Consider the following 24,726-nt stretch of genomic DNA (forward strand, 5'->3'; position numbering starts at 1 on the left):
ATGTCTTGGCTCCAGCCGCCTAATTGATGTTGTCAGGAGCCAGTCACATGAGCAGCAAGAACCGCATCTCCAGCCGATATTCATTCTATGACGTCGAGGCGAGCGGCCTTATGCGCGGGGCCTTTCCCGTCAACATCGGCTGGTCCATGCACGGCTCCACATTTTCTGTCCTCATCAAGCCGGCAGATACGTGGCGAGAGGACAGATGGGACGAAGTCGCCCAGTCGATCCACGGGATGTCGCTCCACTACCTGCGCCGCCACGGAAAGGATGTCCGACAGGTCGCCCGCATCCTCAACGATCGACTTCGCGGGGAGACCGTTTATTGCGATTCCGCCGAACGGGACACGGAATGGACCGACATGGTCTTTTCGGCCGCTGGTGTCCGCCGCGAATACGCCATCAAGAGCGTCGGCCCATTGATCGGCGGCATGGGCGTGACGGCGCAGGAAGCCTTCGCCTCCTTCGAGGCCAAGCGCGAGACCCACCCTCCTGACGGTGTCGCCATTCACGGGGTCATGCACCTCCAGGCGGTCGTCGACGACCTCGAGCAACAGGGAATTATCCGCGCATGAGGACTCTCTTGGTAGCAATGGCGATTTGCACTCTGCCGACGTTGGCCGGGGCTGTCGATCTCACCCTTCAGAAGATCGCGCCTATCGCGCCCATTCCTGTCGGCGGCGTCACAAAGGTGGAAATGGCTCCCCCTCCGGGCATCGCCGTGACACCTGACCGTCCTCGCCCCGCATACGAGGTTATCGGCGCTCGAGAGGTATCCTCGCCGTCTCGATACCAGCCCAAGTCGGTCCCTGTTCCGCGGTTCAATCCCGCCAGCGTCAGCTTTTGCCAGGCCGACAACCTCTAACCGCATCCGCAAGCTCGCAAATTCGGAATCCAACTCCGCGATTGCAAGGTTGGCGTCTCGTCTTGCCAATCCCGTGACGATCTCCCGAAGTCATTAATTAACCCGTTAACGCTTGCTTAGGGACGCGCGGCGAAAATCGCTTGGGGTCTTCGTTTTTATCATCGAAGGCCTTGCCCTTTACGCGCGTGCCCGATACGCGCAGAGGGAAGATGATGCGAGGACGGTATATGACGCTCAACGTGCCGAAATACATGATGGTGATGCTGGTAGTTACCGGCCTGTACCTCACCGTCGAAATACCCTTCTCGATCTACCTTGTCCGTGTCCTCGGCGGCTCCGCGACGCAGGCCGACATCGACACCGTCGAGAAGTTCGGCCGTCTCCTGACCGGCATCGCCATCGCGCTCGCCTACGTCGGCATACGCACTTTCCCTCGCTACCATCGTTGGGGCTTCACGTTCGCCGCCTCCGCGCGCGCTGCCATATTCCGCGCCCTCCCGATTGTCGCGCTCACCTTCGTCGGCCTTCATTTCTACGGCGAGGTCCGCGGCATGTTCTCGAGCGGCGAGGCGCGTAAGGAAGCGTTCATATCCAACCTCGCCAAGCGTTCAATCGCCGAGGACGGCTTGAACGGCATATCTCCGTCGCTTTCTCCGAGCTGGCTGGCGGCAGTATCGGGCCTGCCTGCCCTTCTTCCTTCCGAGACCCTCGTATCGATGAGCGGGAAGTCCATCGACGAGCTGGCTCGTCGCGAGGCCATACGCTCGCTCGGCGATGTCGATGCGGCCCGCGACGCCTTTGCCGCCGATCTGGAAACGCAGATGGCCTCAGCCTACAAGGAGTTCGACCAGGCGTCCCGCCAGTACCTCGGCACCGTCCGTGACCGCGACAACATGGCCGAATACGAGTGGGACGACTTCCGCCGTGAGCTTCGCTCGCACTTCGGCACCTCCATACCCCGTCCTGGCACCGACTATCACGCGCGGGTCATACGCAAGATGCGGGAAGACGGCCTTCAGGTATCGTCCGGCTATCGTCTCGACGACAAGGCGACCTTCAAGACCATGGTCGGCAAGAAGATCATACGCGAAGCCGCGACCGCGTTCGCCAAGGGCATAGACAACAATATCGGCAAGGGGTCGAAGCTGCTTCCGGGCGCTGATGCCGCGACCTTTTACGCCGATCCTGCCGTCCAGCGCCTCGTTCGCGACCGCCTGAACATGAAGATAGCACCGGGGATCATAGTCACTCCCGACATCAAGACCGCCGATTTCCGCGACGGCGTCTACCCCGCACTTGTCCAGAAGGCCACGGCGCAGATCGCCGAAACGGCTGGCATGTACGCTCGTGGGTTCACGTCGAACGCCAGCCGCGAAACGGGTGAGGCAGCTTTCAAGGCGGCGACGCTCCCGACGACCGCACTGCTGCTGTCGCTGACAGGCGCTCTGTTCCACATACACAAGTTTTCGGGCTACCTCATGCTGATATTCGGCACGGCACTCCGTTCGAAGATACTGGCGTCCAAGCCTTCCCGTCACGTATTCGCAGCCGCCGCCCTCGTTCTGGCGATCATAGGCATGCGCCCTGCGATCCCGACCGAACTCGACAACGTTCTTGCGAAGTGGGACGCGGGTGTCTACGGCCGTGTCGTAACGGGTGCCATAAGCCTTCAGCCCGGCCTGTTCCTCATAGGCGACACCATGGCGGCCAACGGTCCTTGGCAGATCATAGGCAGCTACCTGCCTGCGCCGCGTCATTCTGAGCTTGCGCTGGCGTCGATCGCTCCTGCGGTCTCAAACGAGGAAACCGCCTCCGTCATACCCGTTCCGGAAGGCAAGCCTGAAATGGAGTTGGAGACCGCTTCGGCAAGCAACATCCCGGTGCCGATGGCTCGCCCGACGGTGGACTGATGGTAAACCTCTGACTTTTCCGGGAATTTCGGTACAACTCGCCGAAATTGGAGTTGGCAAACCCTCGCGGAATTCTGCATAACCCTCAGAAGACACGTGTTCTCTTCTGGGGGTTTTCTTGAAGGTCATTTCTCTATTTCTTGCTGCCGCCATTTCCCTTCCGGCTGCGGCGTTCGCCGATCAAAGCACAGACCACGCCTACCGCATGTGTTCCGCTATGGAGAACACGGGCCTTCCAGCGATCTGCACCGTTTCCAGCACCAGCCATACCGTAACGATGACAATCAACATGGTCGCAAGCGAGGCGCGGACCTTCTGCTCTGGAGCCGTCAGCCAGATGCATCAGGTCGGAGCCCATTTCGAGCCAGGCTGGACACTTAGAATCGTTTCGCCCGCCAACGGCTCCAGCCTCGCCGAATGCAGCCTCTGAGGTCTCGGCTGTGATCAAACCCCTTCCCCTTCTCGGATGCCTCCTCTTGGCCGCTCACGGTGCGGCGGCAGGCGGGTGGTACCCGAACGAACACCCCGTCGAAATGGGCATCCGCACAGGGACCACGCCGAGCGGGGCCGAATACAGGATTATGCCCGACAAGAGCGCCACCGTCGCGAAGGATGGCGTTATCTGGGTCGTCAGCTGCAAGATCGATCCGATAAACGACGACAAGAACTGTGGAACGCACGATGTCTTCGAACGGGTCGTAGTCAGCTTCGGTACGACAGATCGGCCGACCGAAATCTGTCTTCCTGGCCATGATTTCCCGGGTCGGACGGCTTTCCTGAGGGTGGACAAGAACAAGGCGGTCGAGACGCGTGAAGACGGCTGCTTCGGGGGCGGGCTGATTGCGCAGATGCTGAAGGGAAAGAAGCTCGTCAGTCGGATCGTTGTTTGGCCTTATGATCGTTTTGATGACGACACGACGGACCTTCTGGTCCTCAAAGACGCGCTAGAACTCGTGAAGTACGTCAGGTCGCTATGATGCGGAGCGGACGGGCGGCTAGGCCGCCCGTTTGGTTACGCCGCCCTAGAACGTGCGAATGATATCTTCTACCCTCGACGTGAACTTGGACAGCGTCTCGCGCATCTGCGCCTGTGCCGCTTCGTTTTGGTCGATCCGCTTCTCGAACTCGGAGAGTTTCTCGACATATTCCTTCTGCTGGTCGCTGCCCGCCGGCATGACCTTGAGGTTCTCGCGGGTCCGTTCCTGGCTTGCCTGGAGGGCGTTGTGCTCCTCGGACGCGCGCTCCAGCTGACGTCTGGTTTCGAACTCGTCCTTCTTCGCCCTCGACAGCTCGCTGAGCTTGTCCTTGATGACGGGATCGAGCGACGTCGACGACCACTGGGCCAGATCGGCGGCGTTGAGGTCGGCCAACTGGTAGGATTCGCCGCCCGGCCGGGTCAGCACAGCCTTGACTTCGCGGGTCTCGCCCTTGGCGACCTTGACCTTGAGCCTGTAGTCCGAGGCGCTCTCGCTCTTGAGGTCGGTCGAAGAGAATTCCCACCCATCGCGCTTGGGATGCTCGATCAGGACCGTGCGTTCTGCATCGGCGGCCCCGTGAACAACGTAGGTCGTCTCTTCGCGCATGACGTTCTTGGTGACCAGCACGCCGTCCACGACCTTGATCTCGACGGTCTTGATGCCGCTGTCCGTCTTCGTCTCGACGTTGACCTTTTTGTCGAGTGCGAAGCTCGACATGCGGGTATCGCCGTTCGGCAGGCCGAGCAGGCTGGAGTCGCCGATATAGGCCCCGTTGCTGTCGTAGACCGTCAGGATGCCGCCGGGGAGGCTGACACCCGTGCTGTTTTCCAGCGACACCGCCGAGATAGGGTGGCTGTCGCCACGGTCGGGACGGAAGAGCGACACCAGTTCGGCGGCGACCTCCTTGTCGACGATCGGAACCGAGACCGTGTCGCCGTTGTGGATGTCGTAGGTGCCGTCGAGCTTGAACGTGGCCGAAATGTCTCCCTCGGAGGCCGCGGCCGACTGGGCATAGGACATCTCCGGCGATTCGGCGACCACCCCATCGGCCATGGCCAACGGAGCCGCCATGGCGGGAACCGCCCGTTGCGCCCGAGCGCCACCGAGGTCCGCTTTCGCCAGCAGGTTTCGCACCGCGCCCTTGTCGGCCTCGGGGATGCCGACGTTGTCCACGGCGATCGGAAGCTCGTTCCGCTGCTTCCAGAACCTGTCGTGCAAGCGCTGCGTCAGCGTGACAGGAGAGCTGGAGTTCAGCACGATCCCGACGTCGTTCCAGTCTTCGCCGGTGGCATTCTCGAGTACGGCCCACGCCTGCAGCCGCGCCTTGCCACCTGCGCCGACGACGACACGGTAGGAGGTCTTCCAGATGGGAGCGGCGACGACGTACGAGAAATCGACCGCGCGCTTGCCCTTGCCGTCGATCTTGACGACGACGTTGCGCGCCGTGTCGGTGACGTTGTTCCCGACGACGGCGACGGCCGCCGCGATCTTGGCGCGTACGGCCGGATCGTCGAACTTGACCGTCGACGCGCCATCGAGCTCGTAGCGGGAGATCAGGCCGTCATCGCCCATCAGATTGAGATAAGTCGCCTCGGCACCTTCAGACCGCTTCTCGGTCTCCACGCCGAGGACGGTTCCAGCTCCATTGTTGCGGCCCTCGACCGTTACCTTCGAACCCTTGAGCGAAGTCAGGAGCTTTGGAAGCGCAGTCAGGTCGTCCGGCGTGAACGGAAGGTTCTTGAAGGTTTCGTCGAGCGGGTTTGGGCCGGCCAGCGACAGGTCTTTCACCGTTCCCTTTGGATCGAAGACCACGAGGCTCTTGAGGATGTCGTTGACCTGGTCCAGCGGGACTTCGATCCTGATCTCGCCGTTTCCGTCCAGCGTCGCTGTGCGCCTGATCTCGGCGAGACCGCCGGACGACAGGGTGACGGATTTGACCGGGGAGTTCGTGACGCCTTCCGCCAATGCGGAGAGAGGCTGAAGCATGGCGATCGCTGCCACGGTTGAAAGCAGGATTTTTCTGGTCATATCAATTCCTTTCAAAAGCAAAGGGGGAGGCCGTTGAGCCTCCCCCGATTCATTGGCCCGTTCCTCAGTTGTAGACGGGGTTCAGGATTTTCGTCCACTGTCCGCCCTGCACCTTGACGGACTGGGTGTACTGCCTGGTTCCGGCATAGAAGAGCGGAGTGTTGTCGTTCGCGTTGTTCGTAGCGTAGACACCGAAGCTATACGGGAACTTGGCGTTCGAAGCAGCGGCCCTGAACGCGATCGATCCGATCCTGTTGGCTGCCGAGAACACCAACGTTACCGACTTGGGCGCGAACTCGTTGTCCGCCGTCGTGAATGTCTCTGTCGTGCTACCGTTGAAGTCGATCAGCGACGTGCTCGCCGTATTCCCCTGATCGGACTTCAATGTCGACGAGATGACATCGATCTGGTTGCCGGCGATGTCGAACAGGTCGATGTCCGCGATCTGAGACTCGCCGTTGGCGGATGCTTCTGGAGTGAACTTGATGGTGATCGTCGAGGTCAGCGGCATATCGGAACCGCCAGACGGGATTTCCGTGGCGACGAGATTGCCTGGCAGGGTAGCTGGTGACCCGTAGCCCGTGTCGGCGATGGTGATGAAGTCGACATCCTTGTACGCGATGCGCGGGATCGTCGGAATGTTCGAGTTGGCCTTCCAGTGAGCGTAGTCGATGCCGGTCGCCGCCGACAGCGAATAGGCACTGATGAAGGCATCGAAATCGTTGTAGCCTGCCGACTTGAGGGTACTGACCCACTTCTGCATCGTCTGGCCTTCGCCCATCAGCGAAACGCCGTTGTCCGAAATCGTGACCTGCGGGACCTGGAACGTGCAGACGCCGATGCTCGCCATTTCGACTTCGGGCCCGGCCGGAAGGTAATGCAGGGAGTCGTTCTTGAGCCGGCCGCAGGAAAGGTTAGTCTTTGGCAGGCAGGACGCGCCGTCCTGGAATTCGCTGTTCGTGCAGGGCGACGGCGCTGTCGAGCAGGTGATCTCCGAAATACCCGGCATCTGGAACGAGCTGGAGATGTTTTGCGTGCCGGTTCCGCGGATCGCGCGCGTCGCGGGGCTGTTGTCCTTGCCGATCTTCGCGATGCGGCCACCGCCATTCATGGTCGATGAGCAGAACGCTTCGGCGGTCGTATAGTCGAAGCCGATGGCGCGGGTGCCGACCTTGGGCGATGCGAAGACGCAGTTGCCGTTGGCGTCGAGCGTCTGGCTGGAAGCGGAGAAGCCGTTGTCTACGGCGAAGGTCCCGCAGGCCGGAGGCGGCGTTTCCGGCTCTTCGGGGTCTTCCGGGTCGGTGGGATCGGTCGGATCGGGAGGGGTCACAGTACCACCGCCGTCGACGAAGATTGTCTTCGTATAGCGATAGGTGAAGCCTTTGTGGCTGTCCGCGGCGAGAGCCAGCGTCGATGACGAGGCCAATGCCAACAGCAGAGTTACTGCGCCTTTGAGTTTCATGCGTCCCTGTCCTTTGTTATTCCGTGCAAGTCTTTGTTTTCCCGCATCGGCGTTTCCCCTGACAGTAGCATTTGGAAAGACGCGAGAAAACAAGCCGCCGGCAGATGTTACCCCCGGCGACTTGTTTATAGTAAGACCTCGTCAGGCCATCGTGTTCGATCTGGACAGGTTTTGGCTCGGCTTCCTGTCCTCCGCGAAGAGGTTGCGAGCCTGGATGATGTCCTTGCCGATGGTCTCCGGTGTCTGTTCAAGCATCCATCCGTTGAATTCGATGGCCTTCTCGATCATTTCCTCGGTCATCCAGTTCATCCCGCGGATATTGGAGGCCGCGTCCTTCGGCATCTGCGAGTTCTCGAGCATTCTGCCGACCCGGTGGTGCTGGCTGCGCATCTGCTTCCAGAACCGATAGTACGGGGACTTCCATTTCGTCTGGAAGCCGGATGCGTCCTCGAGAACGAACCCTTCGACAGGCTTGCGGCCGAACGTGTGCGCGAGGCCCTCTTTCTCGGCCTTCCGGTACCAGGCGAGGAACTGGATTTTGTTCTCGAAACGCATCGCGCGCTGCTTTACATCGAGACCGAAGTACTGACCCACTTCCTTGACGGTGTCATAGGAGGCCTTGCGGAAGTCGGTCGCGCGGCGGACGATATCCAGCAGCACGATGTTCGGCTCGTCGTACTCGATGATATGCGGGTCGTTGACCGGATCGATGACTTCGAAGGTCATCGAAGACTCCGTGTCGCGCAGATAACGACGAAGTCGCTCGAAGTTCGGAGCCGAGACCTTCTCGGCGAGGATGTCCCGGAACCAACCCGCGAACGGCCCGTCTGCGGTCGACTTGGAAGCCACCATCGGGACATCGCGGCGCGCGTCGTACCCGAGGTTGCCGAGATAGCCGTTTTCCTTCGCATAAAGGGTGACCGGGAACTGAAGCGTTTCCGCAAGCACGTCCACCTGGGTCGACGCGATTTCGCCTATGTTGAAGAACTTGTCGTAGCCGCGCGCGACGATTTCCGACGTCTCGCCGTCGAGGAAAAGACCTCGGGCCTTCACGACCACGTCGTCCCACGCCTTGTCGAAAAAGACGTCTTTCGTGAAGTTCAGAGAGTAGACGTGCGGGAACGTTTCGCTGTTCTTCTCCCTGACACCCGTATGCCGCTTCATCTGTTCGAGAAGGTCGGGATCGAAGAACTTCTGCGTCGGCTCCTGCTTGATGATCCAGTCCGGATAGCGCTTGCGAACCTTGGTCCGGTTGTCGGCCGGATTGTTGATGGTTTCCAGCGCGAGGCGAACCGCCAGCGGACGGAACACGCGGTTCTTGTAGCCCTTGGTCTGCCAGCCGTCCTCGGTGAGCGTGCATGTGCGCAGGTGACCGCCGAACTCGACGGAATCCTCGAGGTTGAACGACAGCGAGGTCGCCCGGATCGCCACGCCCTTTTCGTTGCGGTGACCGTGGACCTGGAACACGCCATGGACGTTGGCCGCATACTGGCTGTCGACGTCGTCGCTCCAGTTGCCTGTTCCGCGCGAATACTGCTCCAGCGAAACCCTCCACGGATCGCCTGGAAGCGTCGACAGTCCCGCGTGGTTCACGAAGACCGTGCGGCCGCCGTGCGTGTAGATCAGGAATTCGCGCGCCATGTCGCAGACCTTGTCGGCGTCTGCTGGTGTCAGGCCCTCGGCCTCGAGCTGCGGCAGCGTGCGATAGGCGAACTCGTTGCTGACCGGGTCGTAACCGCGGCTCCAGCGGTGAAGATGGTCCTCGTGGTTGCCGTGCATCAGGGCGACGTTGTCGCGACCGACTGCGTTGTCGACGAACCAGCGCAGCACCTTGCCGTTCTCGATGCCGCGGTCGAGCAGGTCACCGACGAAAACGTAGAACGTGTCGTCGCGGAAGCCATTGGCCAGCGGACCGTCCTTGCCTGCGAGAACTGAGTAACACCCCTGGACGTCGCCGATATGGACGACTTCCTTGTAGGCGGACAGGTCTAGGACAGGCTCCTGAAGCCAGGTGCGAAGGACGTCGATGTGCGATCCCGCCTCGTCGCCCTTGATCAGCGTCTCGCGGGACGGGTCTTCCACGGTGAGTGGGTTGTCCTTCATGATCTTGACGAAGCGCTCGAGCGACTGGCGTGGGACCTTGCGAAGCTCGTGACGGCCTTCCTGACGTGCCAGCGCCGTCTCCAGCGAGACATCGGTCAGGTCGACGAATGCGATCTTGTAACGATGCTCCTTCGCCATCCGACGCCATTCGGCGAAATCGGATATCTGCATCCCGGTCGTGTCGATCACAAGCGTCTCGCCTCGGCGCATGCGCTGGTCGGCGAGGTCGTGCAGCATGCCGAATACCTTCTGGTTGACATCCTGGTTGATGATCATCGTGCCATGGCTCGTCAGCATGGGCGAGGCGACGACGCTGCGGATCGCGTCCGAAGACAGCGTCCACTCGTTGAGGCCGAGTTTGTCGATGGTGTAGCTTTTTCCCGAACCCTGCGGTCCGCGGAAGACGACGAGCTTTCTCATTTCGAATTCTTTCTTTTTCAATAGTTGGCGCATCTACCCATCATCGTGGGCAAAATTCAACCCTCGCGTCTTCGTTTTCGAAGTTTTCCGACTTCATTTGCCGCTTGGCGTCTTGTTTTTCCGTGTTGCCAATCTCGGCTATCCGATGAAGACTTCATGTAACCAAATCCCATTCGGAGACCACATTTGAACAACGAAGATCAAGAAGACCTCGATTTGGCGCGGTCAATCCTCTCTGTCATCAATCATCCGGAAAGGCAGTATCTCCGTCTGATCGACAACATCGTGAAGAACGGCTCTCCGCGCACGGACCGGACGAAGGTTGGCACGCGCGCGCTCTTCGGCGTGCAATGCCGTTTCGACCTTTCGGACGGCGAGCTCCCGATCCTCACGACCAAGAAGGTCCTCTGGCAGGCCGCCCTCAAGGAACTGCTCTGGTTCCTCAAGGGCGAGACGAACATCCGTCCTCTCCTCCAGGAAGGCGTCACCATCTGGACCGACTGGCCGCTCGCCAAGTACAGGAAGGCAACCGGTCATGACATCGCACAGAAGGACTTCGAAGCGCGGGTCGTCGAAGACGAAGCCTTCGCGTCCGAATGGGGCGATCTCGGCCCGGTGTACGGCAAGCAGTGGCGTCGCTGGCGCGACTACGAGGGCGGCGAGATCGACCAGGTTGCCGGCGCACTCAACCTCATCGGCCATGACCCATATTCCCGCCGCATCATCATCGAAGGCTGGAACGTCGCGGAACTTTCCCAGATGGCGTTGACCCCGTGCCACAAGAGCTACCAGTTCTTCGTCACCCCGTCGGAGGAACGCTATGGCGCGAACGGAGAATACGGTGGCGAGCACAACGCCCACCTGAAGGGCCGCAAGCGCCTGCACCTCCTGATGGTTCAGCGCTCAAGCGATACAATCTTGGGTGTGCCATTCAATTGGACGACGTCTTCGTTTCTTTTGCATATGATGGCCCATCAGGCGGACATGGACGTCGGCGAGTTCGTCTGGCAGAGCGCCGACACCCACGTCTACGACAACCATCACGACGCCGTCGCGACACAGCTTGCCCGCGAACCCAAGGGCGAATTCCCCAGGATCGCCTTCAAGCGCAAGCCAGATGACATCTTCTCGTACAAATTCGAGGACTTCGAAGTCGTCGGCTACGACCACCACCCCTTCATCAAGGCGGAAGTGGCCGTATGAACCTAACCCTAATGGCCGCGGCCGATCTCGAATGGGGGATCGGCATCGACGGCAAGCTGCCGTGGCTTGTTCCGGAGGACCTCAAGCGGTTCAAGGCGCGCACGATGGGCAAAGCGGTCGTCATGGGCCGCAAGACCGTGGAAACCCTGCCGTCGACCCTGCCTGGCCGCCGCATCCTGACGCTGACCCGCAATCCCATCGGGTTCGGGTCGCATGACCTCGGGAGCCTGCTCCTTCACCTCGCCTCGGAGCCCGACGAAGTCATCGTCGCCGGCGGAGGCGAGGTCTACCGGGCGCTGCTTCCTTACTGCGCCAAAGCCGAAATCACCCGGGTGAAGGCCGTCCACGACTGCGACACCCGCCTTCTCAACCTTTCCGAACACGGCTGGACGCTCGTTCGCAGCGAGCCGCTCTCGGAAGTCTCAGACCTCGAAGAATGGAGACGCACATGAAAACCTTCACCATCACCCACCCGCAATCTGTCGAGTTCAAGCTCTTCAGCACCAATACACCGTGGCTCAAGGCGGAGCCGGATGCCTCGCAGGGCGAATTTCCGCTACCGCGCTACGAGTCCGAGGAAGCGGCCGCGCTCGATGTCCGTGTGTTCATGGACGAGGAACAAGTCTCGATCGCTCCCGGCCACAGCTTCAAGTTCCGCGCCGGCTTCGGCTTCCACATCAACAACCCGTTCATCGCCGCCCACATCCTTCCGCGCTCCGGATCGGGCGTGAAGGGCCTCAACCTCAAGAACACGATCGGCCTCATCGACAGCGACTATCAGGGCGAACTGTTCCTGACCGCCATCAACACCAATCCTGAAGGCACCGATCCGATCGTCGTGACGCGCGGCGACCGCCTGTTCCAGCTGGTGTTCGTTCCCGTGATCCGCGTCGACCGCAACTGGGTCGACGAGTTCTCCGCGACGAGCAAGCGCGGCGTCGGCGGCTTCGGCTCCACCGGCAAGAACTGAGGTCGCGATGGCATCCGGACAGATCATCAATGACCAGGCGATCCGCGACATTCCATGGCAGGCGGTCGAGAAGGCTCTATCGAGGCGCGACAGGCACCTCGGCTTCCTGAACGTCCTCCTGACGGCGCTGTTCGCCGCCGCTGTTGGCCTGATGTTCGTCCAGATGCCGCCTCAGCAGCTGGCCATGTTCCGGCTGATGATCGGGGCGCTTTGGCTCGCCTCCATGTTCATCGACACGATGGAACTGGCGAGTTTCGTCAAGTCCGTCCGCGCGCTGCTTCCGGTGGATGCCGTTTGGCGTCTGCCGACCGGCGCGACGGCGCGTTTCATCAAGGCCGAGGCTCGCAGCCTTCGCTTCGACATGGACCCCGGCAAAGTCTCGATTTCCTACAAGACAGTCCGTGACGAGGCTCTCAAGGCGGACCTTTCGGCAAAAACGCAGCTTGGAAAGGGAAACGCATGAACGACAACATTCCGTCGAACCCTGCGCCTTGGAACGAAATGGTCTCGATCTACGACCGCCATGACCGCAAGGCCCTCACTATCGCGACCTACACGCTCGTCGCATCTGTGGTGGCAGGATTTGTCACAGCCGCCTTCTACGAAAACGACCTGATGTTCAACTGGTCAATCGGCTCGCTGTTTGGGGCGATCTGCGTCGGCAACGCCTTCATCGCATTCAACGATAAGGGCCGTCGTGCCGCGGTCAGGACACTGCTCGGCAAGGGCCGATGGTCCCTGCCGGACGGAGCAGTTGGGTCGCTGAAGGACTCGAGCCGTGACAATGTCGAATTCGGCCTTGCGACCGGCCGCGCGGTTTTCACGGAACGGGAAATCCGCGCGCTGGCGCAAGCGTCGCACCCCTAGTCCTCTCGGAGAAGACGAAAGGTTAGTGCAGTGTGATCTTGCCACCGCCATAAGGCGCGCGCGAAATCTCGATGGCATCCAGGCTGCGGTGCATGCTGTCGATTCTGGCGTTCATCCTAGCGTGGAATTCGTCGGTTTCACGCTCCTCCTCGCGGGCCTGCCTCAGTTGGGCGCGGACAACCGCCCATCCAAATCCCACGGCGACGGCCGTGATCAGGGCGTATGACGCGAAAAGCCAGAGAGAGTTCGTCCCGGTTTCCTCCGCATATCGAACGGTACTGCGGTACTGGAGCCAGCAAAACGCCACGACCAACCCACCGAACACCGCCATGAGCGCGCCCATGGCCGCGACATTCGCCCGGGCGCTGAAACCAGCCGCCGCCCACCAGGCTTTGAATTCCTGTCCGAATTCCACCGCACGTTTGATCATGATATCCTCGCGTCTAAAATTGTCGACGCGGAACATGGCAGATAATTAAAGACGTCGCAAGCGGTCAGCGATCGAAAAACAGATCGGCGCACACGCCGTTGGCGACCAAGGCGGCCTTGAGCTTGTCCATTGCCAACGCCTCGATCTGACGGATGCGCTCGCGCGTGACGCCGAAGTCTTCCGATATCTCTTCGAGGGTGTCGGGAGTATCCTGAAGCTTACGCCGCATGATGACCGTCGCTTCGCGCTCGGTGAGCGTCGCGAGGGCCGCCGCGATCACCCGCCGCATGGCGTTCTGCTGGTCTTCTTCGGCGAGGATGGTCTCAGGCGTCACCTCGTCCATGACATGGAGGTCCATCTGCGAGGTGACGTTCTCGTCGCCGACGGGGGCGTCCAGCATGATGAACGGCATGGCGGCGAAGACGGCGCTGTCGTTGCGCCCCGGCTGTATGCGCCCCATCCTGGCGTCGATGAACGCGCGCGCCGGAACGGTGATGTCGTTCAGGACCGAGGCGGCCGCCATGGCGACGTAGTTCTGAATCCACAGCCGGGAATAGGTCGAGAACTTCGTTCCCTTCTCGGGGTCGTACTTCTCGACGGCCTTGCGGATACCGAAAGACCCCTCCTGTGCTAGGTCTTCGATACGGTTTTCGTCGTTGGTGAAATGGGAGGCGATGGAATAGCAAAGGCGGGCATACGACCGCGAAATGGCATCCAGCGCCTTTTCGTCCTTCGTTTCCTTGTAGGCCCGAATGAGCCTCAGCTCAACATCAGGGGCCAGAATCGGTTGCCTGAGCGCCGCTCCCCTGGTGAGAACCACTGTTACCTGCCCTTCGCCGGGATTTCCCTTAGTAATAGTGGGAATGCCGGCTAGGTTTTAGTCAAGGCGTTATTGGCTAAATAGTGGCGAAAGCGAATGTTATGTTTCTGCTTAAATACTCTGTATTGCCAACCTGATTTTGGATACTACCGCCATCCTCCGCTCTACGAACATCTCGATGAGAACCTCGCGTTCCCTGTCTTCCCCGTCCAACGGAATTGACAAGGCTTGGCGGAGCTGACCGATCGAGGCACGGCTCGCCAGGGATCGGATATGGTTTTCGATCTCCTCGTCAGGCGCTCCGAAGTATGGTTCGAGGTCGATTTCCTCGAGGTCTCCGTAAGCGATCTCGGAGTGGATGTCGTGCAGCGGGTTTTCGTCTTCAATTTCCATCTGTCTTTTCCTCGGTTCGGACGATCTCGACGACGTCGCCCTTTTCGTCAGGCATGCCGGTCGCCCTGTCGGCGACCACGGTTTCCGCGCCGTCGGGCAACTCGAACGGGTCGAACTGGAAGTCGGACGCCGCGTGATCCAGAATACCACGGGCAATGCGTCCAGCGGTGTCTCCGCCGGCGGCACCTTTGGCGAGCGGCTTGGAGTCGTCCCGGCCGACCCAGACCACCAGGACGAAGCGCGGACCGTAGGAGGCGAACCATGCGTCCTTCGACTGGTCGGTTGTCCCGGTCTTCGCGGAGATCGGCTTGTCGAAGCCCGCGAAGGCATTGCGCGCCGTTCCGGCATAGGTCACGCCTTCGAGGATCGACGACAACTGGGCAACGGCGATCGGATCGAATTCCGGCGCACGGCCAGCGAGCGATACCGGGCCTTCGGAGGGAACGAAGGTCGGCTGGATATGGTGGCCGCCGTTTGCAAGCGTCGCGTAGGCCTCGGCGACGTTGAGAGGCGATGTCTCGGCCGTGCCGAGCGCCATCGAGTAGGTCAGCTTCTCGGGGATTTTGATGCCGGCGCGCTTTGCCGTCTCCGCCACCTGATCGAGGCCGAGGTCATAGACGAGGCGGACGGTGGATTCGTTACGGGACAGTTCCAGAGAGCGACGCAGTGTGATCAGGCCAAGCCCGCCGTCGTGGCTCGTCGGCCGCCAATCCGCAAGACCCGGCCCCTGTTCGATCGCGATCGGTCGGTCTAGGATCGGCGACATCGCGTCGAAACCCATCTCGAGCGCCGACAGGTATGCGAACGACTTGAAGACCGATCCCATCTGCCGCTTTGCCTGGGTCGCCCTGTTGAACTCGCTCTCCTCGGCGCTGAAGCCGCCGTCCAGCGCGCGGATCGCGCCGGAGGAAGGATCGAGGACGACGACGGCACCCTGCACCTTGGGGACGGAGACGATCTCCGGTCCGTTTCCGAGGTCGCCGATCAGAACGGCGTCGCCTGCCTTGAGAAGCGACGAGGCCTTCTTGCGCGAGGTCCAGGCAAGCGAAGCGGCGGTAATCGTCACCTCGCCTTCCTTGGTCTCCACGACGGCGTCACGGCCTGCCTCGACGACGACACCGACCTTCCAGTCCTCGGCACCGGCCGGCGCTTCCAACGCCTCGTCGGTCCAGTCGACCGGGAAGGAGATACCGCTCGCGAACGGGCCCTGCCAGCCGCTGCGTCGATCTTCGCGCACGAGGCCGATCCGCAACTCGCGGTGCGCCGTGCGTTGGAGATCGGGGTCGACCGTCGTCTTCACCGTGCCGCCGTCCTTGTAGACGCGGTCACTGCCAAGCGAGGAGACCAGCGCACGCCGCACCGCTTCCTCAGGAGAGCGGAAGGCATATTCGGTTTCCTGTGCCGCTTCCTTGCCGCCCCGGACAAGCACGACCGGTTCCGCCATCGATCTGTCGTAGGTGTCCTTGTCGATGTAGCCCTCTGCGAGCATCCGGCCGAGCACGTAGTTCCGACGCTCGACGGTCCTTGACATGTTCTTGACCGGGTTCACGACGCTCGGAGCCTGCGGGAGCGATGCGAGGACCGCCGCCTCCGAAACCGTCAGTTCGGAGACTTCCTTTCCGAAGTAGGTCTTCGCGGCCGCCGCGACGCCGTACGCGCCCTCGCCGAGATAGCTTTCGTTGAGGTAGATTTCGACGATCCGCTGCTTGCCGAGCGCCTTGTCGATCTTGATGGCCAGCAGGGCCTCCCTGATCTTTCGATCGAGCGTGCGTTCCGGCGAGAGCAGCAGGTTCTTGACCACCTGCTGGGAGATCGTGGAAGCGCCCCCCATGCGTCCTTTGCTGCCCTTGAGGCTGGCGAGCAGCGCGCGCGCCATGGCTACGGGATTGACGCCGTTGTGGGTCCAGAACTTGCCGTCCTCCGCCGATACGAAGGCGTTGACCACGAGAGGCGGAATGTCGGCGTAGGGAACGTATTTGCGGAATTCGCTCGCATGGACGCCAAGCACGGTCCCGTCCACCGCGAGGATCGTCGTCCCTTCCTTGGGCTTCCAGTCGACAACCGTCTGGATGTCCGGAAGCGTCGGTTCGATCTTGCGGACATAGGCGATCCCGGTTCCGACGGCGGCGAGGCCGACCAGAAGGGTCAGGACGGATGTCCCCGCAAGGAACGTGCGGGCGAAATTCATGAAGTCCACTCTGCGGTTAGGAGGCCCTGAACATGGGCGGCAATGAAGATGCTAACGCCAGGAGAAAAGCCTTGTCACCTTTTTTGTTCGGCACCGCCGGGATAACTTCGACGTCGTAGGTCTTGCCGTAGATTGTCATCGCGCGTACCGCTTCCTCCGCATAGGGGATCGCCTCCTCGAGAACCCCGAAGATGGCCTTCGCTGCGTTCCTGGCGTCCTTCGTCAATGCGGCACCCGCAGTCACCATGACCACCTGCGCGCCAAGCAGCTCCCACTTGAACGCGGCGATCGCCGGATCATGTGACGGCCTGCCGTCGACGCTATCTATGGCGTCCTCGATCTGCCTGCGGTATGCGCCGAAGTGCAGGACCGCCTTCACGGCGAGCTCGGGCTTCATCTTTTTCGGGGCGTGCGCCAGTTCGCGGCCGTACTCTTCCTTGCCTGCGATAAGGGCGGCGTTCGCCCATGCAAGGGCTGCCGCGCGTTCCGTCTGGGAGAGCTGCTGGACGAAATCCATGATGTTGGCGGCGGCGTTGGCGAGTAGCGCCTCGGCCTTGCGCTCCTTGACGAAGGCGAATTCGAACATGTTGACTGCCGGCTCCCGGGTGTACGGGGTTTATTCTGGCAGGCGAAATCAATGTAAGAAAGTCGCCGGCTGAAGTGGGACCGCGAAAGCTCCAGCCTCATTGCACCGGCTTGTCGCGCGACGGTAGCCTTTCCATGAGTGTTGATATGGGCATTTCCAGCCCGTCCCACCGATGGATCACCCAAACCTACGCCTACCGTCCGCCGGGATTTCCCGACTCATGTCGATGTTTGATTGCGTACGAAACCCGCCGGCTGAATTGACAACACTACCCGCTAATACAACCTCTAATTCTGTGGTGGGGAAGCCAAGTATGCGTGTTATAGGCGACGATAAATTCGGTGACGAACTGGTCAGGTATATGCCTGATCTCAAAAGATACGCTCTCAGTCTCAGCGGCAAATTAGCCGATGCGGAAGAGATCGTGCAGGAAACGATGCGCAAGGCGCTCGACATGAGGTCGCAATATAGGGAGGGAACGGACATCCGTTCCTGGCTCTTCTCGCTTCAGTTCAATGCCCACCGATCCATGATCAAGCAGGCGGTGCGTCGTCGCACGCGGGAAACCTTCGACCCGGATGCGGCCGAGGCCTATCCCATGCCGGCGAACCAGGACGACTACCTGCTTTACACGCAGGCGGAAGAGCTCATCGAGAAACTTCCCCGAGAGCAGAAGCAGGCGCTCTACTGCGTGGTATTCGAAGGTCTCAGCTACCAGAAGACTGCGGAAAAGCTTGCCTGCAGCGAAGGAACTGTTAAAAGTAGGATTGCACGGGCAAGGTCTGCCCTGATCGAGATGGTTCACGAACCCGAACCGCAACGTCAGCTGGCCGCCGCTGCCCCGAGGATGTAAAAGGACGAGACGATGCGCGCCTGTTCGCGGAACGCCATGCAGAAACGAAAAACCCGGCACCGGGGGTGCTAGGTTCGGATTTCTGCGTCCTTTCGTAAGACTTCGAAGGCCGGGAGAAATCCCGGCCTTTTGCATGCCCGGTGCGGTCAACCAAAACGAAATTGGAAGACGTGACATCGCGGCGCAAAGCTAGCCACGATGTCGTTCGAGCTTAAGACTAAGTGATTGATTTTATTGACTTTTCTTTCTTTTTGCTATTGACGCCGATTTTGATGTCCGGCATATTCAAATCATCGAAAGGGTGCTTAGCTCAGTTGGTAGAGCAGTCGGCTTTTAACCGTCTGGTCGTCGGTTCGAGTCCGACAGCACCCACCACGATATGGATGGATAACTCAGTAGGTAGAGTGCCTGACTCTTAATCAGGGCGTCGGGAGTTCGAGCCTCCCTCCATCCACCAAATTCGGGATGTTAGCTCAGCTGGTAGAGCAGTTGACTCTTAATCATCAGGTCCAGGGTTCGAGCCCCTGACATCCCACCATTCCTCTCAAAACAAGACTTCAATTGCACCGTGCGCAGCGCCGGCGCTTGCTGGCAGTGCTTCAGTGAGGCACCATCAATGCATGTCGGGGGTGCCGGACCATTCGTTACCCGGACGCGACCAACAAAAAGGCGACCCTCTCGAGAGTGGTCGCCTTTTTGTTTCGCAGAGACGCCGCTAGATTCCGAAGGTAATCGGCGGCGGCGCTGTCAAGTCCTTGATGCCGAGGCGCGGCCAGTCGCATTTCCGGTCGAACTGAGTCTTCGCCACCGTCCTCTGGCACTTTGGATCGGTCTTGAACGCATAGCCTGGCAACGACACATAATGGACCGCCGGCAGGCACAGCGCGGTCGCCAGAGCCAAAATCGATGCGGTATAGGCAAGCTTCACTTTTCTCACCTCCTTCGCGTTCGTCACGACAGGAAGGATTGTCCCACAACGAATCACCATCGGACAGCTATCCGATGGTGCTAGGCGTACTAGACCATCCGGATCAGCTTGTACGGCTTGATCGGCCGGAACACGCTGTAGAGGTATCCGAGGGCGGGAAGACCGAGGAGCCAGACTTTTGTCATGATAATAGCGTTCGTAAGACCGTCGGCGTGACCAGGATCGGCGCTGCCAGGATCGGCATAGTTGGCTGCCAATCGGGCAAACCAACGTGGGTCGAGTGCCTCAGGGTGTACGCCTGCGATTGCCCACACTCCCAAAAAGCTCGGTAGATAAACCAAGCCGATCAAAGCGGCGACGGCGAAAGCGGCCGCATCGGAAACAGCGGGAACAAGTCCTCTTGCCTTCCTCGCACCGAAGTAAAGCGCACCAAGCAGGAGATGGGACGTCAGCACGTAAATAACGAGGGCGGTAACCTCGTTGGACTCGTAGATCGCGGTGTACTTCCCGTACCAACCGATATCTTCGAGAATGGCAGGCCTGAAAAGCAAGCTGACGCCCTGCAAGGCAAATGAGGCGCAAATGATCGTCCACATGGACACCGCCGCGAAACCCCAGTCAAGCGCCGTCATGATACGCACCCTGAACGCTGCACGAATGTCAGTCATGGGTCTCCTCCTTTTCCTGCCAAGCTTTGAACTCAGCCAGGTCGGCCTTTGTTCTTTCCTTGTCGATCACCGGGGTTTTGTCCCTGCCGTGTTTGGTTTCGCGGACATAATTCAGATATGAGCGGTCCGCGTCGAGGATGGCTCGGCCCTTCGCGCCAGTCGGGGCGGCATAGTGGAGATACGGCGCAAGAGCGAGCGGGAAAAACAACGCCGCAAGCGCGCCGAACACCAAACCTCTCCTGCCCCAACGGACAGCCAGATCGACCATCTCCATCGCGTCGGAACACGCGGCATGAAGTTCCGCTCCCATTGCCTTCAGTTCTTTATTCCCGCGGACGAACCGGCGTTTAGCTATCTCCAAGGCCCTGATGCGGTTGATTTCGGAAAGGTCGGCCGGCAACACGAGGATGCGGTCGCCTTTATTGAATTCGCAATACATCGCTGCTGCCTCTGTTTCCTGGACGGTTTCCCGGTTCTCGATGAGAAGGTATCTCTTGTCTTCGATTTTCAACCTGTCGCCTCTTTGTTGCTTGTTCTGCATACAAAGGTTGAGGCATTCGAACATCCTGTCAACGTTTCGAAGACTTCAAATTGTTTCCGGTTTAAAACGGAAAGGCGGATCATCGCTGCCTTTTCATTTCTTCGGTGTCGAAAAGTCTTTCAGTCGGCGCGGCCCGTGAAGGTGCTGTCTCATGTCTCCGTTCTAGGCCCAGGTTCAGCAGCGACCCGAGTGATGCAGGCGTTTGCATACATCAGCACCGGGATGAGGATCGCTGTCACCTTGAGCGCTGCCGATCCGTACACGAACGGGCGGTCCGCTGCGTCGAGGTAGGCGAGATGCGAGCAAAGGGTGGCAAGGGTGTGCGGCCATAGGAAGTCGACCATCGTGGAGTCCAGTACCAGCCCCGCCATGAATGCCGGGAGGTAGCAAATTGTCAGCATACCCCCGAGTATGATCGACACCACGTCGGAAACATTCGGCGCGGACTTCCTGAGACGTCTCGCGACCCAATAGGCCGCCCAGATCGCCGTGTGGAATGCCAACGTGTAAAAGAGGAACTTGCCGATCATGATCTCTTCGGTGAGCGTCAGCGTGTCGCGCGACCAGCCTGCCTCCCTCTGGAGGATCGACTTTGAAACGATCGGCGGTCCGGCGTAGGCGATCCAAGCCGAGTAACAGGTCCAGAGAAACACAGCGGCGAGGCCTATATCCAGCGTCGACATCGCCTTCCGCTTGAGATCGTCGTTTGTGTAGGCACTCACGGATCGCCCTCCCGTCCGTCACACCAAGTGGACGCGATCATACTCCTTGCGCACGGCCTTGGCGCTTATCTCTTGGGGTAATTCGCGTATGCCTTTCAGGGGGAGTGGTTCTCCCAAAAACAAACATGGCGGCCGTCGGCCGCCATGTCGAATTCCTGTCGATCAAGTGTGGATTACATCCGGCGACCGAAGACCGCCGGCCGACTGGAGACGCGCTCGAGATGGGACGGCATCGGCGGTGTCTCAGGCTGCAGACGCTCAAGGCGCGCGCCAACCCGTGCCATCATGCTTTCACCCGCCGACGGACGGTCCTCGGCTGTCTGTCGCGGCGCGTTGAAGCGAGTTGCTACCTCACGGTAGATCGCGTTGATCTGCCGGCCGGTCTCCTGGGTGTCGACATAGCCGTCGTTCTTCTTCCTGATCTCGTGGACCGCTTTTCGCGTGTTCACCAGCGCCATGACCTCGTCGAGCGTGTCGCAGATGATCCTGATGTGACCCGTTTCGCGCCTGTGGGTTTCGGTTTCGACGACCATGGCTTCCGAACACTGGTCGTTTTCCGCCATCGTGAAGCGGATCGGATGGCCCTTGAGCGCCACCGTGTTGGCGGCGAGGACGCGCGACGGCGAACCGACGAAAACGGTGTTGTAATCGCTCATGGTCAGGACCCCGAAAGCGTACCTGTTTGCCAGGCGCTCAGGCGTGGCGACTTCATTGCGGTCCAGAAACTCGATCATTGGCGTCTTCCTATTGATCCGTTCCAACAAGCATAGTGTGAATTCAGGCAAGGAACGCCGCCGGTTGACTTTCCGCCCGCCGGATCGGGATAATTGATGATCTCGCACTTCCATCGCTTCTGGAGACCCACCGATGATCGGCACGCTCATTCAACGCATTCGCGACGCGATAACACCTCCGGCATCCTTCCAGGCGCGTGTCCGCCCGTGGCTCGTCGCCGCCTTCACGGAAGACTTCGACACCGAGGAACACGCACGTGAAGCCCGTTTCATCGAAGAGGCCATCGAGCTGTTCCAGGCCAAGGGCCGCAGCTTCGAGGAACTGATCTCCGTTGCCAAGTACGTGTACTCGCGCCCGGCAGGAGAGGTCAGGCAGGAAGTCGGCGGTGTCATGACGACGCTCGCGGCTCTCTGCATCGTCAGCAAGCTGGACATGCACGAGGCTGGCGAAGCCGAGCTGGCGCGCATCTGGACGAAAGTCGACGCCATCCGCGAGAAACAGGCCAACAAGCCGCGCCATTCGCCGCTTCCGGGCGCTACTCCCGGCGAGTTCATTCCCGAAAACAACTGGCAGCCGACAGAGGCGCAGATCAACTCCGCCTGCATGAGCTACCGCCACGATTTCGGGCTTCTGGAAGGCGAGGAGCGCGAGATGGTCAGGTCTCAGGCACGTTGGTGGCTCCAGGCCTGGATGCGGGAGCTTCCGAAGACCCCCGCACTGCGTGAAATCAAGGCTCCCAAGGTCCTCGAAGCCTAAGGGAGCCTCGCAAGGCGATCAGAAGCGCGGTTCTTTCGCGCCGCCCATTTCCTGATAGGCGCGCTTGACGGTCGATTTGAAATTCATGAGGGATCGGTGGTCGCTCGGAGTCTTGCCGCTGAACAGCTTCCGCTGTTCTTCGCCGCAACGAATGACGACCTGAATGTGATTGCCCTTCGAGATGCTGATCTCGTGGTCCATCGTTACCGATCCGATGACCTTGGAAAGTTCCCTCATCCGTTTTTGGCAAGACGTCATTTCTGCGCTCCTTCGCTTGGGGTCATCGATTGGCGTCTTCGTATAGGAACAAACCGTGAATGTGAAGCTTAAATCGGGGTCATCATTTCTTTTTTCTTAACGCGCTCCACAGCCACACCGGTTGCTCGCTCGGGGTCTTAAATTAAGTTGACGGCAAAAGCAATCGGAAGAACACTCGAATGCATCAATTGCCGGAGTGACCAATGATGATCGACGCTTTCCTTCCAAACTCGCCCACGGGACTGCTGGGATTTTTCACGCTCATCTCGGTCATCGCGCTCGTCTTCGGCGTCGTGCGTGTCAACACGCATACCGGCCCTCTCGTCGTGGGTTGCGGAGCGATCGGCTTGATGACGGTCGGCGTCACGTTCTTCGTCTTCCTCCATCTGGACTACCAGCGGAACTCCTTCATGGAGACGCGCGCGGCGCTGATGCCTGTGCAGGAAAGAGAGTTCGTTCAGTATTGCTCCCGAGCGGGACGGATCGTCGATGGCGCTACCCCCGCGACCGCGCCGAATTGCTATGACCTGGACATCTATCGCGTCTGGACTGATGGCGATCGTTACTACCTCGGCGTCGTGAAGGGCGACCGCGCCCGCATCGAGGCGATCTTTGACCGCGACGGCCTCATAGCTTCCGACCTCAACTCGATCGTCTTCATGGACCCCGATATCGACCGCGACCGTATTGGCTTCGCGTTCTCCCGCAGTTGATGCGGCGTGTCAAAGCGCAAACGCGCGAAAAACCTCGATAGTCTCCCGCGGGGGATGTCGAAACGCGCGAAAAACCTCAGCACGGGTTTTGGTGTCGGATTGACACCTATCGCCGAGCCAAAAATCGGCAGATCAATGCGGCCGGACACCCATCAGGCGGCCAAACGCGCGGAAAACCTCGGTACTCTGCATGGCTTGCAGTCAGCCTTCCCGACCGAAGCGCGCGGAAAACCTAGCTATCCGCGCAAAATTCCTCGCTATCGACCGGTCTTCTAACTCGAATGGAGTTTCTCAGGACCGAGCGGTTGAAAACATACGGCTTTTCCTGTTTTCTGCCTGTGGAACACAGGAGCGGACGCGTTGAAGAGAAGACCGGAAACCGATCAGGACAGGACCGATGCCAAGGCGTTTGCCGCCATTCTTTATGAGCGTTTCCCCGAAGCCTTCGTCCACCCCCGCTTCCGTGGCAAGGGGATGTCGCCCCTCAAGGTAGGCATCGACCGCGATCTCAAGGCAGTCTTCCCCGACGTACCCAACCGCGTCATCAAGACGTTTCTTTCCGCCTACACAGGCTCCGAGACCTACCGACGTCGCGGAACGATGGTCGGGGCAGCCCGTGTCGACCTGCATGGAAACGCCGTCTCGGTCGTCAATGCCGATCACGCAAGGAACGCGCGGCAGCAACTCGGTAGGCTCTCGGCACGCAACGAAGGCAGCCCTGAACAAGGCTATTGTTCGGCGACCGGAAAAGTCGGATACGACAGCGTAGCCGAGGCGGCTGGATACGGCCGGGCAGCGATTTTCCGAACCGGAGGGGACCTTGCCATGGCCAAAGGATACCAATGCGAAGACTGCGGTCGATTTCATTGGGGGAACCGGCTTCCGCCGACCGAAAAACTGCGATAGCTTCGAACTCGTGGCCGATCAATGCCACCGGAGACTGACATGACCTGACCCATCCCCTGTCGACAACTACCGGAACCGTTCCAATCGACGGTCGGAGTTTGTCCAAAAACAGGAGATGTCTCATGTCTAAAGTTTCCGTTTCGCTGGGTAACAGCGTTCCCAACCATATCGTCAACCGCGACAAGGTCGCGCAAAAGGCCACCGCCCTCGCGGAGACCTATCTGCTTCCGTCCGGCATCGAGTTCGCCTCGTTCGAGCATGACGGTCGGGTCTTCGCGATCTCGGCCCGGCTTTCGATCGAGGTCGATCTGGTGCCCGGCCGCCTTCCGGATCACGTGATCCGCGAAGGCGGCCTTGCGGTTCCCAAGCGCAAAAAGCTTCGGTTCGCGCCGAAGCCCTCCTGAGGGCGTTGCTTGCCCGCGGC

The 24,726-nt window shown here is 60.2% G+C and carries 29 protein-coding genes and 3 tRNA genes; 18 read left to right on the plus strand and 14 right to left on the minus strand.

Going from position 1 to position 24,726, the window contains the following annotated elements; all coding sequences use genetic code 11:
• Positions 1–47: 47 nt before the first annotated feature.
• The 5 genes from FHT76_RS05660 (at position 48) to FHT76_RS05680 (ending at position 3,752) form a co-directional block, all read left to right on the plus strand.
• Positions 48–575 carry a hypothetical protein gene (locus FHT76_RS05660; RefSeq protein WP_259184786.1) on the plus strand — a complete coding sequence of 176 codons (528 nt, stop codon included), beginning with the start codon at positions 48–50 and terminating at the stop codon, positions 573–575.
• On the plus strand, positions 572–865 hold the full coding sequence (locus FHT76_RS05665) for a hypothetical protein (RefSeq protein WP_259184787.1): 294 nt from the start codon (positions 572–574) through the stop codon (positions 863–865). Before FHT76_RS05660 ends, FHT76_RS05665 begins: the two co-directional genes overlap by 4 nt.
• A 227-nt stretch (positions 866–1,092) precedes the next feature.
• Positions 1,093–2,775 carry a hypothetical protein gene (locus tag FHT76_RS05670; protein WP_259184788.1) on the plus strand — a complete coding sequence of 561 codons (1,683 nt, stop codon included), beginning with the start codon at positions 1,093–1,095 and terminating at the stop codon, positions 2,773–2,775.
• 118 nt (positions 2,776–2,893) lie between these two features.
• Entirely contained in the window at positions 2,894–3,205 is a 312-nt protein-coding gene (locus FHT76_RS05675) for a hypothetical protein (RefSeq protein WP_259184789.1), read from the plus strand.
• Between the two features lie 46 nt (positions 3,206–3,251).
• Positions 3,252–3,752 (plus strand): hypothetical protein, encoded by a 501-nt coding sequence (locus FHT76_RS05680; protein WP_259184790.1) that lies wholly within the window; start codon positions 3,252–3,254, stop codon positions 3,750–3,752.
• 45 nt (positions 3,753–3,797) lie between these two features.
• Here FHT76_RS05680 and FHT76_RS05685 read toward each other — a convergent pair whose 3' ends face one another.
• From FHT76_RS05685 to FHT76_RS05695, 3 genes are all read right to left on the minus strand, one after another.
• Complete coding sequence (locus tag FHT76_RS05685) at positions 3,798–5,780, minus strand: DUF4139 domain-containing protein (protein ID WP_259184791.1); 1,983 nt, start codon at positions 5,778–5,780, stop codon at positions 3,798–3,800.
• Positions 5,781–5,844: 64 nt separating this feature from the next.
• Entirely contained in the window at positions 5,845–7,242 is a 1,398-nt protein-coding gene (locus FHT76_RS05690) for a hypothetical protein (RefSeq protein WP_259184794.1), read from the minus strand.
• A gap of 141 nt (positions 7,243–7,383) precedes the next feature.
• Positions 7,384–9,765 (minus strand): RNA ligase, encoded by a 2,382-nt coding sequence (locus FHT76_RS05695; protein ID WP_259184795.1) that lies wholly within the window; start codon positions 9,763–9,765, stop codon positions 7,384–7,386.
• 228 nt (positions 9,766–9,993) lie between these two features.
• On the opposite strand from FHT76_RS05695, the gene thyA reads away from it, so the two are divergent.
• The 5 genes from thyA to FHT76_RS05720 are packed head-to-tail and all read left to right on the plus strand — an operon-like array spanning position 9,994 to position 12,805.
• Entirely contained in the window at positions 9,994–10,968 is a 975-nt protein-coding gene (gene thyA / locus FHT76_RS05700; protein ID WP_405049501.1) for a thymidylate synthase, read from the plus strand.
• Positions 10,965–11,420 carry a dihydrofolate reductase gene (locus FHT76_RS05705; protein ID WP_259184796.1) on the plus strand — a complete coding sequence of 152 codons (456 nt, stop codon included), beginning with the start codon at positions 10,965–10,967 and terminating at the stop codon, positions 11,418–11,420. Before thyA ends, FHT76_RS05705 begins: the two co-directional genes overlap by 4 nt.
• Positions 11,417–11,938: a dUTP diphosphatase gene (dut, locus tag FHT76_RS05710; RefSeq protein ID WP_259184797.1), complete on the plus strand. Its 522-nt coding sequence runs from the start codon at positions 11,417–11,419 to the stop codon at positions 11,936–11,938. Before FHT76_RS05705 ends, dut begins: the two co-directional genes overlap by 4 nt.
• A gap of 7 nt (positions 11,939–11,945) precedes the next feature.
• Positions 11,946–12,401 (plus strand): hypothetical protein, encoded by a 456-nt coding sequence (locus FHT76_RS05715; protein ID WP_259184798.1) that lies wholly within the window; start codon positions 11,946–11,948, stop codon positions 12,399–12,401.
• Positions 12,398–12,805, plus strand: coding sequence for a hypothetical protein (locus FHT76_RS05720; RefSeq protein ID WP_259184799.1), 408 nt, complete (start codon positions 12,398–12,400; stop codon positions 12,803–12,805). Before FHT76_RS05715 ends, FHT76_RS05720 begins: the two co-directional genes overlap by 4 nt.
• Before the next feature lie 22 nt (positions 12,806–12,827).
• On the opposite strand, the gene FHT76_RS05725 is transcribed toward FHT76_RS05720, so the two are convergent.
• The 5 genes from FHT76_RS05725 to FHT76_RS05745 all read right to left on the minus strand — a co-directional run bounded on the left by FHT76_RS05725 (position 12,828) and on the right by FHT76_RS05745 (position 17,222).
• Positions 12,828–13,235 (minus strand): hypothetical protein, encoded by a 408-nt coding sequence (locus FHT76_RS05725; protein WP_259184800.1) that lies wholly within the window; start codon positions 13,233–13,235, stop codon positions 12,828–12,830.
• Between the two features lie 64 nt (positions 13,236–13,299).
• On the minus strand, positions 13,300–14,055 hold the full coding sequence (locus FHT76_RS05730) for a sigma-70 family RNA polymerase sigma factor (RefSeq protein WP_259184801.1): 756 nt from the start codon (positions 14,053–14,055) through the stop codon (positions 13,300–13,302).
• 111 nt (positions 14,056–14,166) lie between these two features.
• Entirely contained in the window at positions 14,167–14,448 is a 282-nt protein-coding gene (locus FHT76_RS05735; RefSeq protein ID WP_259184802.1) for a hypothetical protein, read from the minus strand.
• Positions 14,438–16,636, minus strand: a complete 2,199-nt coding sequence (locus tag FHT76_RS05740) for a penicillin-binding protein 1A (protein ID WP_259184804.1) — start codon at positions 16,634–16,636, stop codon at positions 14,438–14,440. The genes FHT76_RS05735 and FHT76_RS05740 overlap by 11 nt, the downstream gene beginning before the upstream one ends.
• A 16-nt stretch (positions 16,637–16,652) precedes the next feature.
• On the minus strand, positions 16,653–17,222 hold the full coding sequence (locus FHT76_RS05745; protein ID WP_259184805.1) for a hypothetical protein: 570 nt from the start codon (positions 17,220–17,222) through the stop codon (positions 16,653–16,655).
• Between the two features lie 313 nt (positions 17,223–17,535).
• On the opposite strand from FHT76_RS05745, the gene FHT76_RS05750 reads away from it, so the two are divergent.
• The 4 genes from FHT76_RS05750 (at position 17,536) to FHT76_RS05765 (ending at position 18,613) form a co-directional block, all read left to right on the plus strand.
• Positions 17,536–18,075, plus strand: a complete 540-nt coding sequence (locus tag FHT76_RS05750) for an RNA polymerase sigma factor (RefSeq protein ID WP_259184807.1) — start codon at positions 17,536–17,538, stop codon at positions 18,073–18,075.
• A gap of 299 nt (positions 18,076–18,374) precedes the next feature.
• Positions 18,375–18,450, plus strand: a tRNA-Lys gene (locus FHT76_RS05755).
• Positions 18,451–18,456: 6 nt separating this feature from the next.
• Positions 18,457–18,532: transfer RNA gene (locus FHT76_RS05760), tRNA-Lys, on the plus strand.
• A gap of 5 nt (positions 18,533–18,537) precedes the next feature.
• Positions 18,538–18,613: transfer RNA gene (locus FHT76_RS05765), tRNA-Lys, on the plus strand.
• Positions 18,614–18,790: 177 nt separating this feature from the next.
• On the opposite strand, the gene FHT76_RS05770 is transcribed toward FHT76_RS05765, so the two are convergent.
• From FHT76_RS05770 to FHT76_RS05790, 5 genes are all read right to left on the minus strand, one after another.
• The gene (locus tag FHT76_RS05770) at positions 18,791–19,063 is read right to left on the minus strand and encodes a hypothetical protein (protein WP_405049495.1); all 273 of its coding nucleotides are present in this window, start codon (positions 19,061–19,063) and stop codon (positions 18,791–18,793) included.
• Positions 19,064–19,092: 29 nt separating this feature from the next.
• Entirely contained in the window at positions 19,093–19,671 is a 579-nt protein-coding gene (locus FHT76_RS05775) for a hypothetical protein (RefSeq protein ID WP_259184808.1), read from the minus strand.
• Positions 19,664–20,182 carry a hypothetical protein gene (locus tag FHT76_RS05780; RefSeq protein WP_259184809.1) on the minus strand — a complete coding sequence of 173 codons (519 nt, stop codon included), beginning with the start codon at positions 20,180–20,182 and terminating at the stop codon, positions 19,664–19,666. The genes FHT76_RS05775 and FHT76_RS05780 overlap by 8 nt, the downstream gene beginning before the upstream one ends.
• Positions 20,183–20,361: 179 nt before the next feature.
• Entirely contained in the window at positions 20,362–20,934 is a 573-nt protein-coding gene (locus FHT76_RS05785) for a hypothetical protein (RefSeq protein ID WP_259184810.1), read from the minus strand.
• 173 nt (positions 20,935–21,107) lie between these two features.
• Positions 21,108–21,668, minus strand: coding sequence for a hypothetical protein (locus FHT76_RS05790; protein WP_259184811.1), 561 nt, complete (start codon positions 21,666–21,668; stop codon positions 21,108–21,110).
• A 133-nt stretch (positions 21,669–21,801) separates the two neighbouring features.
• Here FHT76_RS05790 and FHT76_RS05795 point away from each other — a divergent pair, with 133 nt between their 5' ends.
• A complete protein-coding gene (locus FHT76_RS05795) occupies positions 21,802–22,425 on the plus strand; it encodes a hypothetical protein (protein ID WP_259184812.1) in 624 nt (207 codons plus the stop codon).
• A gap of 18 nt (positions 22,426–22,443) precedes the next feature.
• Here the strand turns inward: FHT76_RS05795 and FHT76_RS05800 are convergent, their stop codons facing one another.
• The gene (locus FHT76_RS05800; protein WP_259184813.1) at positions 22,444–22,683 is read right to left on the minus strand and encodes a hypothetical protein; all 240 of its coding nucleotides are present in this window, start codon (positions 22,681–22,683) and stop codon (positions 22,444–22,446) included.
• Between the two features lie 203 nt (positions 22,684–22,886).
• Between FHT76_RS05800 and FHT76_RS05805 the strand changes: the two genes are divergently transcribed.
• From FHT76_RS05805 to FHT76_RS05815, 3 genes are all read left to right on the plus strand, one after another.
• Positions 22,887–23,396, plus strand: a complete 510-nt coding sequence (locus FHT76_RS05805) for a hypothetical protein (RefSeq protein WP_259184814.1) — start codon at positions 22,887–22,889, stop codon at positions 23,394–23,396.
• Positions 23,397–23,756: 360 nt separating this feature from the next.
• Positions 23,757–24,302 carry a ProQ/FinO family protein gene (locus FHT76_RS05810; RefSeq protein WP_259184815.1) on the plus strand — a complete coding sequence of 182 codons (546 nt, stop codon included), beginning with the start codon at positions 23,757–23,759 and terminating at the stop codon, positions 24,300–24,302.
• 122 nt (positions 24,303–24,424) lie between these two features.
• Positions 24,425–24,706, plus strand: coding sequence for a hypothetical protein (locus FHT76_RS05815; protein WP_259184816.1), 282 nt, complete (start codon positions 24,425–24,427; stop codon positions 24,704–24,706).
• The last annotated feature ends 20 nt before the right edge of the window (positions 24,707–24,726 follow it).

It is taken from the genome of Rhizobium sp. BK176, assembly GCF_024808055.1.